Annotated in this window: 12 protein-coding genes; 7 read left to right on the top strand and 5 right to left on the bottom strand. The window is 63.1% G+C overall.

Annotation, left to right across the window (positions count from 1 at the left end):
- Nucleotides 1-3: 3 nt before the first annotated feature.
- Nucleotides 4-591: a helix-turn-helix domain-containing protein gene (locus tag AC0L28_RS13980; protein WP_031254773.1), complete on the bottom strand. Its 588-nt coding sequence runs from the start codon at nucleotides 589-591 to the stop codon at nucleotides 4-6.
- Nucleotides 592-895: 304 nt separating this feature from the next.
- On the opposite strand from AC0L28_RS13980, the gene AC0L28_RS13975 reads away from it, so the two are divergent.
- Nucleotides 896-1600, top strand: a complete 705-nt coding sequence (locus AC0L28_RS13975) for a nitroreductase (protein ID WP_091594418.1) — start codon at nucleotides 896-898, stop codon at nucleotides 1598-1600.
- A 22-nt stretch (nucleotides 1601-1622) separates the two neighbouring features.
- Here the strand turns inward: AC0L28_RS13975 and AC0L28_RS13970 are convergent, their stop codons facing one another.
- The 4 genes from AC0L28_RS13970 to AC0L28_RS13955 all read right to left on the bottom strand — a co-directional run bounded on the left by AC0L28_RS13970 (nucleotide 1623) and on the right by AC0L28_RS13955 (nucleotide 6867).
- Complete coding sequence (locus AC0L28_RS13970) at nucleotides 1623-2210, bottom strand: sarcosine oxidase subunit gamma (protein WP_128246499.1); 588 nt, start codon at nucleotides 2208-2210, stop codon at nucleotides 1623-1625.
- Nucleotides 2203-5226, bottom strand: a complete 3024-nt coding sequence (locus AC0L28_RS13965; RefSeq protein WP_473478082.1) for a sarcosine oxidase subunit alpha — start codon at nucleotides 5224-5226, stop codon at nucleotides 2203-2205. Before AC0L28_RS13965 ends, AC0L28_RS13970 begins: the two co-directional genes overlap by 8 nt.
- Nucleotides 5223-5519: a sarcosine oxidase subunit delta gene (locus AC0L28_RS13960; RefSeq protein ID WP_473478080.1), complete on the bottom strand. Its 297-nt coding sequence runs from the start codon at nucleotides 5517-5519 to the stop codon at nucleotides 5223-5225. Before AC0L28_RS13960 ends, AC0L28_RS13965 begins: the two co-directional genes overlap by 4 nt.
- Nucleotides 5520-5607: 88 nt before the next feature.
- The gene (locus AC0L28_RS13955) at nucleotides 5608-6867 is read right to left on the bottom strand and encodes a sarcosine oxidase subunit beta (protein ID WP_287208755.1); all 1260 of its coding nucleotides are present in this window, start codon (nucleotides 6865-6867) and stop codon (nucleotides 5608-5610) included.
- Between the two features lie 215 nt (nucleotides 6868-7082).
- Here AC0L28_RS13955 and AC0L28_RS13950 point away from each other — a divergent pair, with 215 nt between their 5' ends.
- From AC0L28_RS13950 to AC0L28_RS13925, 6 genes are all read left to right on the top strand, one after another.
- Nucleotides 7083-9572 carry a mechanosensitive ion channel family protein gene (locus AC0L28_RS13950; protein ID WP_473478078.1) on the top strand — a complete coding sequence of 830 codons (2490 nt, stop codon included), beginning with the start codon at nucleotides 7083-7085 and terminating at the stop codon, nucleotides 9570-9572.
- A 184-nt stretch (nucleotides 9573-9756) separates the two neighbouring features.
- Entirely contained in the window at nucleotides 9757-10020 is a 264-nt protein-coding gene (locus tag AC0L28_RS13945) for a hypothetical protein (protein WP_023798910.1), read from the top strand.
- A 260-nt stretch (nucleotides 10021-10280) separates the two neighbouring features.
- Entirely contained in the window at nucleotides 10281-11714 is a 1434-nt protein-coding gene (locus tag AC0L28_RS13940) for a UbiA family prenyltransferase (RefSeq protein ID WP_473478076.1), read from the top strand.
- 2 nt (nucleotides 11715-11716) lie between these two features.
- On the top strand, nucleotides 11717-13069 hold the full coding sequence (locus AC0L28_RS13935; RefSeq protein WP_473478074.1) for an FAD-binding oxidoreductase: 1353 nt from the start codon (nucleotides 11717-11719) through the stop codon (nucleotides 13067-13069).
- Between the two features lie 120 nt (nucleotides 13070-13189).
- Nucleotides 13190-13636 carry an EamA family transporter gene (locus AC0L28_RS13930; protein WP_128246506.1) on the top strand — a complete coding sequence of 149 codons (447 nt, stop codon included), beginning with the start codon at nucleotides 13190-13192 and terminating at the stop codon, nucleotides 13634-13636.
- A complete protein-coding gene (locus tag AC0L28_RS13925; RefSeq protein ID WP_473478072.1) occupies nucleotides 13633-14640 on the top strand; it encodes an NAD-dependent epimerase/dehydratase family protein in 1008 nt (335 codons plus the stop codon). The genes AC0L28_RS13930 and AC0L28_RS13925 overlap by 4 nt, the downstream gene beginning before the upstream one ends.
- The last annotated feature ends 9 nt before the right edge of the window (nucleotides 14641-14649 follow it).

Below are 14649 nucleotides of genomic sequence, written 5' to 3'. Positions count from 1 at the left end.
CCTCTAGTAGACAGGTGGCGAAACCACCCAGATGACCACCGCCGGCTCCGCACCGGGATTGCGCCAGCGGAACGGCTTGCCGTCGAAGCGAAAGGAGTCGCCTTCGCCAAGCCGGTGCCAGACGCCTGATATCTCGATGTCGAAGCTGCCGGAAGCGACATATCCGGCTTCCTCCGTCGGCCGGCGGGCTTCGGTCTTCAGTTCAGCACCCGGCGCGAAGACCGAACGCAGCATCTCGAAGCTACCGCCGAGATCGGGCGAAAGAAGCTCCTCCACCAGGCCGGAATCGCTTGTGCCAAGCGTGCGGCGGCTGCCGGCGCGGACGACCACGCCGCGCTCGTTCTCGACGGGCACGTCGTGGCTGAAGAACAGGCTGACCGGCACGCCGAACAATTCCGCGAAGCCTCTGAGATCGCTAAGCGACGGTATCGACAGGCCGCGCTCGACCTGACTGACCCAGCCGACCGAGCGGCCGAGCTTCAGGCCGGTCTCGGCAAGCGTCAGCCCGCGCGCCCTGCGCAGCGCCCTGATATCGCCGGCCAGCAGCCGTTCGCGGTTTTCCTGCTCCGATCTGACGGCGGTTGAGGTCAAAGCTTTTTTCTCGGTAAAAATCTGTCTGGTGAAATTGGTGAAAAATTGAGGGCAAATTTCATCAGGGGTCAGGTTCGTGAAAAAATCAAGAGAATTTTCATGAGGGCCAAAGATTTGCTTGCGCCGTTTTGACGGTTCAGGCAAAGGCTTGGCCTCGAACGGCCAGTGAGGGCGTCCGGTCGAGGCTTGCGTTAGAGCGCCATGCGTCAAATTGGACCGCAATGGTGCTCTCTCATTTCTAGACGGCGCATGTATCCTTTCCGGAATCGATTCCGGTTTCCGTGGCACGCGCAAAGGGACGCCCATGCTGGAAAACAGGACTAAGATTACGGATGGCGCGGCGATCGTCGACGAGGCGATCACGTCGCGCCGTTCGGTGCGGGCGTTCCTGCCCGACATGGTCGACGACGAGACGATCCGCGCCATACTCGCCGTTGCCGCGCGGGCGCCTTCGGGCACCAACATGCAGCCCTGGCGGGTCTACGTGACCAGGGGCGAGGTCAAGCAGCGGATCACCGACGCCATCCTCAACTCCGGCATCCGTGCCGAAAAGGCCGAGTGGGACGAGTATCGCTACTATCCCGACCAGTTCTTCGAGCCCTATCTGACCCGGCGGCGAGCCAACGGTTTCGGCCTCTACAGCGTGCTCGGCATCGGCCGGCGTGAGGTCGACAGGATGCGCGCGCAGCACGACCGCAACTTCGTCTTCTTCGACGCACCGGTCGGCATGATCTTCACCGTTGACCGGCGGCTGAACAAGGGCTCGTGGATCGATTACGGCATGTTCCTGCAGAACATCATGGTGGCGGCGCGGGGCAGGGGTCTGCACACCTGCCCGCAGGCGGCCTTTGCACCCTATCACAAGCAGATCAGGCCGGTGCTCAACATTCCCGACGAGGAGATCGTCGTCTGTGGCATGGCGCTTGGCCGTGAGGACACATCCAAGCCCGAAAACGCGTTCCGCACCGACCGCGCGCCGCTGGAAGAGTGGGTGACGTTCGCCACGTGAGGTGACGACGCGCGGCGTCGGTCTACTGCACTTCGTAGCCGACTTCCTCGCTGGCGTGACAGAGCGCCTTCCAGAACGAGCGCGCAAACGAGCGGAACACATAGATGTCGAACTGGTCGGCGCCGGTGCGCTGGATCTGGGCGAAGACGTCATGATGCATGGTCGAGCGGCCGGCACCGACCGGGAAGGCCGGCAGCGCGAAGTCGATGGCGAAGAACTTTGCCAGCACCCATTCGGCCCTCGGTCCGGCGATGCGGATCGCGGTGCGGCCATGCGACAGGTCAGTCACCGTGCCGATATCAGGGGTGACGACATTGGCAAAGGCCGATGCCAGGCCCTCGGCCTCGTCGACCACGGTGAATTTTCCCGGCGCAAAACCGAACACCGACCTCACGCCGTCGGTGCTGCCGGCGCCGGCGCCATCGGGCAGCGCAAGGCCGGTAACGGTGCGAATGCCTGCTATCAACGCCTTCTCCTGGCCCGGCCAGGCAGCGAGCTGCAGGATCGATCCCGGCCTGGTTTCGGAGAGGATGACCTCGATGCCGTGTTCGAAATCGCCATGCGAGCCGGTGCGCAGCTCCAGCTCAAGCGGGGATTGGCGCTCAACCATGCATGCGGCTCCCGTCCGGATCAAAGAAGTGGTTGGAGACGATCTCGACCGGGCCGAACCGGTTGCGCAGAGGATCGGAGATATGGGCGCGCGTGCCGCGCCGTGCCTTGCCGTCCTTGACCAGAGCGAGCGCGATGTACTTGCCGAGCGCCGGCGAATAACAGCAAGCGGTGATGTGGCCGATGGAATCGTGCGGATTGGCTTCGTCAAGCGCTTCGACGATGTGCGCGCCGCCGTTGAGCGGCTGGTTGTCCAGCGAAATCAGGCCGACGAGTTCCAGGCGGCCAGGCGCGATCAGGCCCTCGCGATCCATCATCGCCGAGCCGATGAAGGGCTTCTTCCTGGACAGCATCCAGTCGAGATGCAGGTCGCGTGCGGTGGTGCGGCCGTCGATCTCGGCGCCGGTGACGTGGCCTTTCTCGATGCGCAACGTGCCAAGCGCCTCAAGCCCGTAGGTCACCAGTCCGAACGGCTTGCCGGCTTCGATCAAGGCTTCCCAGACAAGTGCGCCGTAGCCGGCGCCGGAGTAGACTTCGAAGGCCATTTCGCCGGAGAAGGAAAGCCGGCAGATCATCACCGGCACGCCTGATGTCTTGCCGTGCACGATGCCCATGAAAGGCAGGGTTGCGTTGTCGACGGCGGTGCCGGTGACGCAAGCAGCAAGGATCTCTCTCGCCCTAGGCCCGCCGATCGCCGCACCCGCCCATTCGTCGGTCACCGAGGTGACATGGACCTTCAACGCCGGCCAGATGACGTCGAGGAAATACTCCAGATGCTGCATCACCTTGCCGGCATTGGCGGTGGTGGTGGTCATCAGGAAGTCCTGTTCGCCGAGCCGCCACGTCGTGCCGTCGTCGAAGGCGAGGCCGTCCTCGCGCAGCATCAGCCCGTAGCGGGCCTTGCCGACGGCCAATGTCGAGAACATGTTGGTGTAAACCCGGTCGAGGAATTCCGCCGCGTCCGGGCCCTGCACGGCGATCTTGCCCAGCGTCGAGACATCGACGATGCCGGCGCTCTCCCGCGTCGCCCTGGCTTCGCGCACATAGGCCTGCTCGATCGTCTCGCCGGGATGGCCATAAATCATCGGGCGATACCAGAGGCCGGCTGAATACATGGTCGCGCCGTTGGCGACGTGCCAGTCATGCATCGGCGTCAGTCGTTCGGGCCTCAAGTCGCCGAAACGCTCCGCGGCCAGTGAGCCGATCGACACGGCCGAAAAAGGTGGGCGAAAGCGTGTCGTGCCGACTTCGGGAATCGGCTTGCCCAGCGCCTCGGCCATGATGGCGAGGCCGGGTATGTTGGAGCTCTTGCCCTGGTCGGTCGCCATGCCGAGCGTGGTGTAGCGCTTCAAATGCTCGACCGAGACAAAGCCTTCGCGATGCGCCAGCCGTACATCCTCCGCCGTCACGTCGTGCTGGAAATCGACGAAGCTTTTTCCATCGGCCCTGATCTCGAACACCGGGGCCGGGTCGGGACCGCCGGGTGCGGCTTCGACGACCGGCAGGGCCGTTGGCGCACCTGTTCCACCTGCCGCCGAAAGCCCGGCGGCGCGGCCTTCGGCGATTGCCTCGGCGGTGGAAAAGCTGCCGGTGAAAGCGCCGGCGCCAATCCATTGCTGTGTTGGCCATCGCTGTGTTGGCCATTGCTGGGTTGGCTTCGGTGGCAGGAAGGCTTGTCTGGCGGCATTCCATTCCGCCTTGGCGCCGGCCTGGCTGGCCAGATGGATGGTCGGCGACCAGCCTCCCGACATCAGCAGGCAGTCGGCTTGAATGCTGCGCGCCTCGCCGGCAAGCGCGCCGTTGACCATGTCGAAGCGCTGCACCTTGACGCCGGACAGCGCCTTGCCGCCTTCGGTGGCGACCACGGCGTGACCGAAAAGGATCTTGGCTTCCGCTTCATCGGCGAGTTCGCGCATCCTGCTCGAAAGCTCCGACCGCACGTCGACGATGGCGACAATCGCCGCACCGGCCTTCTTCAGCGTCAGGGCGGAGCGATAGGCGCTGTCATTGTTGGTGAACAGTGCGATCCTGTTGCCCGCCAACACGCCGTACTCGTTGGCGTAGCGTTCGGCGGCATGCGCCAGCATCACTCCCGGCCGATCGTTGCCCGGAAACACCAGCGGCCGCTCGAAGGAGCCGGTGGCCAGCACCACCGACTTGGCGCGAATGATCCAGTAGCGATGGCGTGGTTCGCCCTTGCCGGGCCTCTCCTTGTGGTCGGCAACCCGTTCAAGCGCGGCGAGCGTGTTGCCGTCGTAATAGCCCCAGACCGTGGTGCGTGGCAGCAGGCGGACATTGTCATAGCCTTCGAGCTGGCCGGCGGCTCGCGCTGCCCAGTCGGCCCCGGGCATCCCGTCGATCGTCTCGCCCGACCAGTTGGCCGAGCCGCCGAAATGCGGTTCGAGCTCGCTGAGGATGACACGCGCGCCCTGATCGGCGGCTGCCCTGGCGGCCATCAGTCCGGCCGGACCGGAACCGACCACCAGCACATCGCAGAAGGCGTTCATGCGCTCGTAACGCGCCGCGTCGGCAGCCGTCCCGGCGCGGCCGAGACCGGCGGCGCGGCGGATGAAATGCTCGCAGAACATCCAGAAACGCGTGCTCTTCAGCGGGCCGATCGCCGGCCCCATGAAGGTCTTGTAATAGAAGCCGGCGGACAGAAGCTTGCCGCCGAGCTGGTTGGCGGCGCTGACATCCCAGGCCAGCGATGGAAAGCGGTTCTGGCTGACGGCGGTCAGCCCATCATAGATCTCGGCCATGGTCGCGGCGATGTTGGGCTCGCGAACCTCGCCCCGCAACACCGTCACCAGGGCATTCGGTTCCTCGACGCCTGCCGTCAGCACCCCGCGAGGACGGTGATATTTGAACGAGCGTCCGAACAGGGTGACGCCATTGGCCAGCAGCGCTGAGGCAAGGGTGTCGCCGGCATGGCCGGTGTAAGGCGCGCCGTCGAAGGTGAACCGGATGGTTCGCAGCCGGTCGATCCGGCCACCGGCATCGGTGCGGCGCGGGCTCATGACTTGGCCTCCGCCTTGTGCCGGGCAGCCACTTTGTGGTCGCCGCGCGTGAACGCGACGCTGGAGATCTCGTGTGTCAGCGTGTTGCGCACGACCCTGAGATGGGCGCGGCAGCCGCCGGAATGCTGCCAGATCTCGTTGTGGTCACCCGCCGGGTTCAATCGGTCATAGACATAGGCATTCCAGGTATCGAGGTCCTGCGAGGCAGGCTGAGGGCGCTCGCGGTTGCCGTCATCCTGATAGGTGAACTCGATGACGTCGCGCGGGCCGCAATAGGGGCAGGTAATCAGCATGCGATTGTATCTTCTCGTTTGACCATGATCTTGGCCGAAAACCGGTTTCCACTCTTGGTTACGCCGACCTGCGGTTCGGGATCATGGTCTAATGCAGCCGCGGCGTCGCGCCCTGGCCCTTGTCGTCGATCACCAGGCCGCGATGGAAGCGATCCAGGGTGAAGGGCGCGTTGATGTCGTGCGGTTCATCCTTGGCTATGGTCCACGCAAAGCACCAGCCGGAGGCCGGCGTCGCCTTGAATCCGCCGTAGCACCAGCCGCAGTTGAGATACATGCCCGGCAGCGGGCCGGTGGTGATGATGGGAGAACCGTCCATCGACATGTCGCAGACGCCGCCCCAGGAGCGCAGCATGCGAACTCGGGCGAGACCCGGAAACAGCGCCAGCATCTCGCTCATCACCTCATCGACAACAGGCAAACTGCCGCGCTGGGCGTAGCTGTTGTAGCCGTCGAGATCGCCGCCATAGACAAGGCCGCCCTTGTCCGACTGCGACATGTAGAAATGGCCCATGCCGAAAGTCAGGACTGTGTTGATGAACGGCTTCAGCGATTCCGTCACAAAAGCCTGCAGCACGTGGCTCTCGATCGGCATCGTATCGATGCCGGCGAGCCGCATGACTTGCCCGGTGCTGCCGGCCACCGCGACCGCCACCTTCCTGGCGCGGATATCTCCGCGCGACGTCGAGACGCCTGATATGCGGTCGCCGTCGCGCAGGAAGCCGGTGACCTCGCAATTCTCGATGATATCGACACCGCGGCGGTCGGCGCCGCGCGCATAGCCCCAGGCGACGGCATCGTGGCGGGCGGTGCCGGCGCGCCGCTGCATCAGCCCGCCGACGATTGGGAAGCGCGCCGTGGCGGAGACGTCCAGCGCCGGCACCAGGCGCGCGATCTCGGCCGTGGTCATCAGTTCGGCGTCGACGCCGAGATGGCGCATGGCGTTGCCGCGGCGGGCAAAATCGTCGAGCTGGGCGGGCGTGTGCGCGAGGTTGAGGCAGCCGCGCTGCGAGAACATGACGTTGTAGTTGAGGTCGTGCGACAGGTTCTCCCACAGCTTCATCGAATGTTCGTAGAAGCGCGTGTTGGCAGGCAGCAGGTAGTTGGAGCGGACGGCTGTCGTGTTGCGGCCGACATTGCCGGAGCCGAGCCAGCCCTTTTCCAGCACTGCGACGTTGGTGATGCCGTGCTCCTTGGCGAGATAATAGGCGGTCGACAGGCCATGGCCGCCACCGCCGATGACGATCACGTCGTAGGACGCCTTCGGGTCCGGCTTGCGCCAGGCCGGTTTCCAGTCCTTGTTGCCGGTCAGCGCATTTTTGAGAAGCGAGAAGGCCGAATATTCCGCCATTCTTTTTGTTGTCCGTTCTGGCTTTTCGTCAGCCGTTTTGGGCGATGCGGCACATTATAGAGCAGGCCGCTGCCGCAAAGCCAATATTGCGCCATCGCTTTTCGACTGGCCGACTCCGAAGGGCGGCAGGGCGGGACGGCTTGCTCCCCGGTATCAGCGTCTTTATCAAGGGCAAGCTTTAGAACGCCTTACCGCCTGTGAGTCGCCAAACGATCATGCTTTTCCGACTGCTCCGCTTCGTACTGGTCCTGGCGACCGTCGCCTCGGCGCCGCTGTCGCTTGATGCGGCGGCGCAGGGGCTTGAGCAGGCTGCCTCTGGAGTGGTCGCCGACCAGCAGAAAATCCTGCAGGACCTGACGACGAGGACCGACAATCTCGAAAAGAAAATCCAGGAGGACGGTGACGACGACGCCAGCCTTGTCGACATCCGCCTGCAGCTCGAGGAAATGTCGCGAGGTGCGCTGGACAGCGCGCTTGTCTTCCGCCCGCGCCTTTCGGAGATCAACGCAAGGCTCGATCAGCTCGCGGCGCCGCCGGCCGCGGGCCAGCCACCCGAACCCGACATCGTGACCAGCGAACGCCAGGCGCTGGCGTCCGAAAAGGCCGAGATCAATGCTGTCATCGCCGCGGCGCAAAACCTGTCGATCCGAATCAGCGGCCTCATCGCCAAGATCGCCAATATGCGCAGCGAGCTGTTTCGCAATCTGCTCACCAAGCGCTACGTGCTGTCCGACGCGTTGAGCCCTGAAGTCATTTCCGATGCCAATGGTGAATTTACCGGCTTCAACAAGGCAGTGTCGTCGTGGCTGGCCTTTGTCTTCAAGTTCAAGTTCCAGGCCGTGCTGGCCGCGACCTTGACGGCGCTTTCCCTGGCGGCGGTGCTTTTTGTCGGTGGGCGGCGTTTGTTCGGGCGTATCTTCGAAGCGGACCCGTCGGTCGAAGATCCGTCCTATCTCAGCCGGTTGTCGGTGGCGTTCTGGTCGACATTGCTGCCGACGCTGGCGGTCGGCGTCTTCCTGGTCTCGACCGTGTTCTTTTTCAACTATTACAATGTGTTGCGCGGCGACATTGGCGTTTTCCTGAAGGCGCTGGTCGGGGTCATCGCGGTGGTGTTCTGCGTCAACCGACTGGCCAATGCGACGCTGGAGCCGCGGCTGCCGAACTGGCGGCTCATCCCCGTTGAATCAGGCCCGGCACGCTGGCTGGTGCGGCTGACGACCGCCATGGCGGTGGTGATCGGCGTCAACTATTTCCTGTCGGTGGTCAACGACACGATGGGCTCGCCGCTGTCTCTGACCATCGCCAGAAGTTTTGTCGCCACCGTCATCGTCGGCATCATCCTGATCCTGATGGCGCTGCTGAAGCCGTTCAAGGCCACCGACGGAAGCTGGCGCCCCTGGCCGGCTTGGCTGCGCTACACCGCTGTCGCGCTAGGCCTTTTCACCATTGCCACGGCGCTGCTCGGCTATATCGGCCTTGCCATCTTCGTCTCGCTGCAGGTCGTGGTCACCGGTACCATTCTGGTGACCGCCTATATCGGCTTCCTGTCAGCGCGGGCGATCAGCGAGGAAGGTGGCTTTGCCAACACGTCGATCGGGCGCTGGCTATCGACCAATTCCAGTTATGAGGAGTCCGCGCTCGACCAGCTCGGCCTGGTCGTCAGCGTCGCCATCAACCTGATGATCGTGCTGGTGTTCCTGCCGCTGATCCTGTTGATGTGGGGCTTCCAGCCCGGCGACATCGAGGCCTGGGCCTACAAGCTGGCGACGGGCCTCACCGTCGGCTCCGTGACGATCTCGGTGACCGGCATCCTCACCGGCATCGTCGTCTTCATCATCGGCTATTTCCTGACGCGCTGGTTCCAGGGCTGGCTCGACGGCTCGGTGATGGCGCGCGGCAAGGTCGATACCGGCGTGCGCAACTCGATCCGGCTGGCGGTCGGCTATGCCGGCGTCGCGCTCGCAGCCCTCGTCGGCGTCTCGGCGGCGGGCATCGATCTCTCCAACCTGGCGCTTGTCGCCGGCGCCCTGTCGCTCGGTATCGGCTTTGGCCTGCAGAATGTCGTCTCCAACTTCGTCTCCGGCCTGATCCTCTTGGCCGAGCGGCCGTTCAAGGTCGGCGACTGGATCGTCGCCGGTGAGATCAGCGGCACGGTCAAGAAGATCAGCGTGCGCGCTACCGAGATCGAAACGTTCCAGCGGCAGTCGGTGATCCTGCCCAATTCAAACCTGATCAACAATGCGGTCGGCAACTGGACGCACCGCAACAAGCTCGGTCGCATCGACATCAAGGTCGGCGTCGCCTACGGCAGCGACGTCAAGCAGGCCCATGCTGTGCTGTTGGAGATTGCGCGCGGCCATCCGCTGGTGCTGAAAAATCCGGAACCCTTCGTGCTGTTCACCAATTTCGGGGCGGCCGCTCTCGAATTCGAAATCCGTGTGTTCCTGGCCGACGTGATGAACGGCAACATCGTGCAGAACGACATTCGGTTTGCCGTCCTCGACGAGTTCGCCGATCAGCATATCGAAATTCCGTCGGCGCCGCGCGCCGTCGTCGAGACCAAGAAGCATGAGGCGTGGCCGATCGATGACGACAAGATCGAAGTCGATTTTGCCGAACAGGAGCAAGCAAAGGCGGAAGCCGTGGCCGAGACGAAACGCCTGGCCAGATCCGGGCGCAAGACCCGCAAGCCGGATCCCGATTAGGGTTTATTGATATTCAGCCGGCCTGCGAACGGCTGATACCTGCGCTTCCGACGCAGCCAAAGCAATTGCGGCATGAATGCGGCATTCAGTTGCCGTTCAGCTTGCATCTCATATAAGCTCACGTGCAAAGGGCGGGAAGGCCTTGCGAAATGCAACAGAGGCGGTGGCAACACCGATACTGCAAATGTGGAAGTCGCTCGTCGCCGCCATCGCTTTTCTTGCCGTGGGCGGTTCAGCCTTTGCCGCCAGCGCCACCAACAAGGACGCCGAGACCCGCACACTCGTCGTCACCGAAGGCGGTGGCAAGACGGAGCTGGCGCTGGCCGCCGGCGAAACCGCTGAATTCTGCCCGACCGGCTGTTTCGTTACCATGCCGAATGGCGACCTCGAAGCGCTGACCGGTTCGGAAACAATCGAAATCTCTGGCGGCGTCGCCCGCATCAAGTAACCGCGTCAAAAAACGTTGACTAGTTTTTAGAAGGCCGGGCAAATGCCCGGCCTTTGATCGTTTCGAGTTATCGAAACTTAACGATGAAAGGGAAAATACCGTCACGCAAGCCAGGCCGGGCCGGACGCTTTAACGATCGCTGCGCTGTTGCCCGCTATATCGGGCCGAAGACGCCGAAGCATGGGGTTTTGGATCGGCGCCTGATCCTTTCCGAAAGGTCGGCTTTCGGGATCATGCGCTTTTAGGCAGGGCAACGAAGAATGGATGTGCGGTCGGACAGGAACGCAATCCCGCTTGCTGTCGATCTCGACGGCACGCTGATCGCGACGGACCTGTTGTGGGAAGGTCTGTTCATCCTTCTCAAGAAGAATCCGCTCTATGTTTTCCTGGTGCCGTTCTGGCTCGCCGGCGGGCCGGCCCGGTTGAAGCAGGCCATCGCTCAACGCATCGACATCGATCCTGCGTCGCTGCCCTACCGCGAGGCGCTGCTTCAGCGCCTTCGCACCGAACATGGCGAAGGCCGCAAGATCGTGCTGGCGACCGGGACGCCGCGTAAATTCGCCGAGGCGATCGCCGCACATGTCGGCATATTCGATCGCGTCCTGGCGACTGACGGCCCCCACAACATGACGTCAGGCAGAAAGCGCGCCTCGCTTGTCGCCGCCTATGGCGATGGCGGCTTCGACTATGCCGGCAACAGTCGGCACGACCTTAAGGTATTCGATGCCGCGCGCACGGCAATCGTCGTCGCCCCCGACCGTCATGCCGCGCGCTGGCAGGCCGTGCACAGTGCTGAAATCATGCCGGCGCCGAAACCGACATTCAGAACCATCGTCACGATGCTGCGCGTTCATCAGTGGCTGAAAAACTCGCTGATCGCAGTGCCGATGGTGCTGTCGCACGAATACTTCAACGCCGACATGATCTGGGAATGCCTGCTGGCATTCGTCTCGTTCAGCGCAGTCGCTTCCGCCATCTACATCCTCAATGATTTCTTCGATCTCGCGCTCGACCGCAAACACCCGACCAAGCGCAACCGGCCATTCGCCAGCGGCGCGCTGTCGATCCCGTTCGGCCTCGGTTCAATGATGGTGCTGCTCGCAACAGGCGTTGCTGCAGGGCTTCTGCTGCCGATCGAATTCCTCGGCGTGCTCGGTGGCTACATGGTCATCACCACCGGCTATTCGCTGTCGTTCAAGCGCATGCTTCTGATCGACGTGCTGACATTGGCCGGTCTCTACACGATCCGCGTTCTGGCTGGCGCCGCGGCGACCGGCGTCGACGTCTCTTTCTGGCTGCTGGCCTTCTCGATCTTCTTTTTCCTGTCGCTGGCGCTGGTCAAGCGGTTTGTCGAGCTGCGCACCACCGCCATTCCGGCCGGCGAGCGCATTGCCGGCCGCGGCTACCGCACCGAAGACCAGGAGATCGTCGCCCAGGCGGGCATGGCGTCGGCCTTTTCCTCGGCGCTGGTGCTGGCGCTCTATATGGACAGCGCTGCGGTGCGCGAACTTTATCCGCATCCTTGGCTGGTCTGGCCGCTGGCGCCGATCGTGCTTTACCTGACCATGCGCGTCTGGATTCTCGCCCGCCGCGACCAGATGCATGACGATCCGGTCGTCTTCATCATCCGCGACTGGCGCAGCCAGATCGTCGTGCTCATCGGCGCTGTGTCTCTGGTCGTCGGAGGCTGGTAGGCTTGGGGCAGGAGCGGTTCCAGAGCTTCGGTCTTGCCACGCCACCGGCACTCAATGTGATCCCGGCGGACGACGCTGTTGCGTTGCTGAAGAGCGGCAAGGCGACAAGAAACGCTTTGCTCGCCTACGGCAACGGCCGCTCCTATGGCGATTCCTGCCAGAATGGGGCCGGCACGATCATCGATATGCGGCCGCTGAACAGGATCCGCGCCTTCAATGCCGAGACCGGCGTGATCGAGGCCGAGGCCGGCGTGCTTCTGTCCGACATCATCGCCCATGCCGCGCCATACGGCTTCTTTCCCGCCGTCGTTCCGGGCACGCAGTTCGTCACGCTCGGCGGCGCCATCGCCAACGACGTTCACGGCAAGAACCATCACCGGCGCGGCACCTTCGGCTGCCACGTCGACTCCTTGACGCTGCTCAGATCGGACGGACAGGCCCATTACTGCTCGGCCACCGAGAATGAACGCCAGTTCGCGGCGACGATCGGCGGCATGGGGCTGACTGGGCTGATACTGTCCGCATCGATCCGGCTGATGCGGGTGTCATCGCTCGACATCATCGAGAAGGTGACGCCGTTCCGTGGTCTCGGCGAGTTCTTCGAACTTGCAGAAGCGGCCGATCAGGCCAACGAATACGTCGTCGCCTGGATCGACCAACTTGCCGGCGGCCAAAGTCGCGGGCGCGGGCTGCTGTTCACCGGCAATCACGCCGAGCATGGCTCCCATGTGGCCTTGCGGGCCGGTGGAAATCTTTCTGTGCCGTTCCAGCCGCCGTTCAACGTGCTCAACCGGCCGTTCCTGACTGCCTTCAATGCCGCCTACCGGTGGAAGAAAGGCCGGTCGACGGCGCCGCGCCAGGTCGGCTACCAGGGTTTCTTCTTTCCGCTCGACGGCGTCGGCAACTGGAACCGGCTCTATGGACCGAATGGGCTTTTCCAGCACCAGAGCGTGATGCCGCAAGACGTCGCGCGCCGAGTTGTGCCGGCGTTGCTTGCGGCGGCAAAACGGGCCGGGCAGGGCTCGTTCCTCACCGTCCTGAAGCGCTTCGGCGGGGTCCGCTCGCCGGCACTGCTGTCGTTCCCGCGGTCGGGTTTCACGTTGACGCTGGATTTCCCCAACCGTGGCCGGGCGACGCTGGCGCTGCTGAAGGAGCTCGACCAAATGACGGTCGAGGCCGGTGGCGCGGTCAATCCCTACAAGGACGCCCGCATGGGCGACGACGTTTTCGCAGCCTCCTTTCCGGAATGGCAACGCCTCGAAGCGATCCGTGATCCCGCCTTCATGTCGAGTTTCTGGGCGCGAACGGCGAAAAAGCTCGAGGCGCGACACGGAACCGCCGAAGCCGCGGAATAGATAACATTCGAATAGGTTGTGGTTAATGCGTCGATAACTCAAGCTTTCCTCAAGGCTTTTTGTGCTTCACGAAATGTTTGGAAGTTTTCAATAGAACAGGGAAGGCTTTATGGGAAAAACATGAAATACATCGTCTTCATTCTGTTCACGGTCATGACCAACGCCGCCGCGCAACTCATGCTGAAGCAGGGCATGATGTCACTTGGTTCGATTTCCTTCGAGGGCAGCAATCCGTTGCTTAAGCTGTTGCAGATTGTCTTCAGCCCGTGGGTTTTCCTCGGCCTGTGCACCTTCGTCATCTCGATGGCGTCACACCTCTATGTGCTGTCCAAGGTAGAGCTCAGCTTCGCCTATCCGTTCCTCAGTCTCGCCTATGTCGCCGTTGCGATCTTCGCCTATTTCATCTTCCGCGAAGACCTCAATGGCTGGCGCATCGCCGGCATCGCTTTCATCTGCGTCGGCACGGTGCTGATCGCCCAAAGTGGCCGGGATTTGGCTGGTCTCGGGCATGACGAGGAAACGGCATCCCTTTCGTCCGACAAGATTCACAGTGGGATCGTTCGATGAGACATGTGATCTTCGGCGGTGACGGTTTCGTCGGCCGCCACCTTGCCCCGAAACTCCTGGCCGATGGCGAGGAGGTGGTCGTCGCCGATATCGCTAAAAGCGACCTGCCGCATTACCGCTCGGTCCGATATGTCGGGTGCGACGTCACCGATCCGGCGTCGGTGGCTTCGGTCGGTCTGAAGGCCGACGACATGGTCTACAATCTGTCGGCGAAAATGCTGTCGCCGATCCAGGTGCGCGCCAGGCGCCACGAATTCTTCTTTCCGGTGAATTTCCACGGCACCGAGCACATCATGCAGGCGATGGACAGAGCCGGCGCGCCCAAGCTCGTCCATTACACGACCGACATGATCTACGGCCACACGGTCACGCAACCGATGACCGAGGAACACCCGGTTGCGCCGCTCGGCGAGTATGGCTGGTCGAAGCAGAAGACCGAGGAACTGGCCGTCGAATGGCGCAAGCGCGGCATGTCGATCTCGCTGTTTCGGCCGCGCCTGATCATCGGCCCCGGCCGCCTCGGCATCCTCGAAAAACTGTTCAAGCTGATCGACTGGAACCTTCCGGTGCCGATGATCGGCTCGGGCAAGAACCCGTATCAGTTCATCTCGGTGTTCGACTGCGCCGAGGCGGCGCGCGCCGCGTGGAAGGCCGGCGTGCCTGATGATGCCTATAATCTCGGCTCGCTCAACCCGCCGCCGGTCCGGAAATTGCTCGGCGACCTGATCAGGCATGCCGGCTCGAAATCGATCCTGATCCCGACCCCGGGCTGGGCAGTCAAGCGAACGCTCGACCTGCTCGACCTCTTGAACATGCCGATCATGGATCCGGAGCAGTATCTGATCGCCGACGAGGACTGCGTGCTCGACGTGTCCAAGGCCGAACGCCAGCTCGGCTGGGTGCCGCAATATCGCGACGAGGACATGCTGATCGCCGCCTACAGCGAATATCGCGCCGAGAAAGACGGCCATGCCGTCGCCGCCAAACATGTGCCCGCCGAGTGAAGGGCCAGC

The organism is Mesorhizobium sp. WSM4847 (assembly GCF_055811335.1).
This window is presented reverse-complemented; position numbering and strand designations above follow the sequence as displayed.

Coding starts and splice junctions, on each gene's coding strand:
- AC0L28_RS13975 (WP_091594418.1), top strand. CDS start 896: ATGCTGGAAAACAGGACTAAGATTACGGATGGCGCGGCGATCGTCGAC.
- AC0L28_RS13970 (WP_128246499.1), bottom strand. CDS start 2,210: ATGGTTGAGCGCCAATCCCCGCTTGAGCTGGAGCTGCGCACCGGCTCG.
- AC0L28_RS13965 (WP_473478082.1), bottom strand. CDS start 5,226: ATGAGCCCGCGCCGCACCGATGCCGGTGGCCGGATCGACCGGCTGCGA.
- AC0L28_RS13960 (WP_473478080.1), bottom strand. CDS start 5,519: ATGCTGATTACCTGCCCCTATTGCGGCCCGCGCGACGTCATCGAGTTC.
- AC0L28_RS13955 (WP_287208755.1), bottom strand. CDS start 6,867: ATGGCGGAATATTCGGCCTTCTCGCTTCTCAAAAATGCGCTGACCGGC.
- AC0L28_RS13950 (WP_473478078.1), top strand. CDS start 7,083: ATGCTTTTCCGACTGCTCCGCTTCGTACTGGTCCTGGCGACCGTCGCC.
- AC0L28_RS13945 (WP_023798910.1), top strand. CDS start 9,757: ATGTGGAAGTCGCTCGTCGCCGCCATCGCTTTTCTTGCCGTGGGCGGT.
- AC0L28_RS13940 (WP_473478076.1), top strand. CDS start 10,281: ATGGATGTGCGGTCGGACAGGAACGCAATCCCGCTTGCTGTCGATCTC.
- AC0L28_RS13930 (WP_128246506.1), top strand. CDS start 13,190: ATGAAATACATCGTCTTCATTCTGTTCACGGTCATGACCAACGCCGCC.
- AC0L28_RS13925 (WP_473478072.1), top strand. CDS start 13,633: ATGAGACATGTGATCTTCGGCGGTGACGGTTTCGTCGGCCGCCACCTT.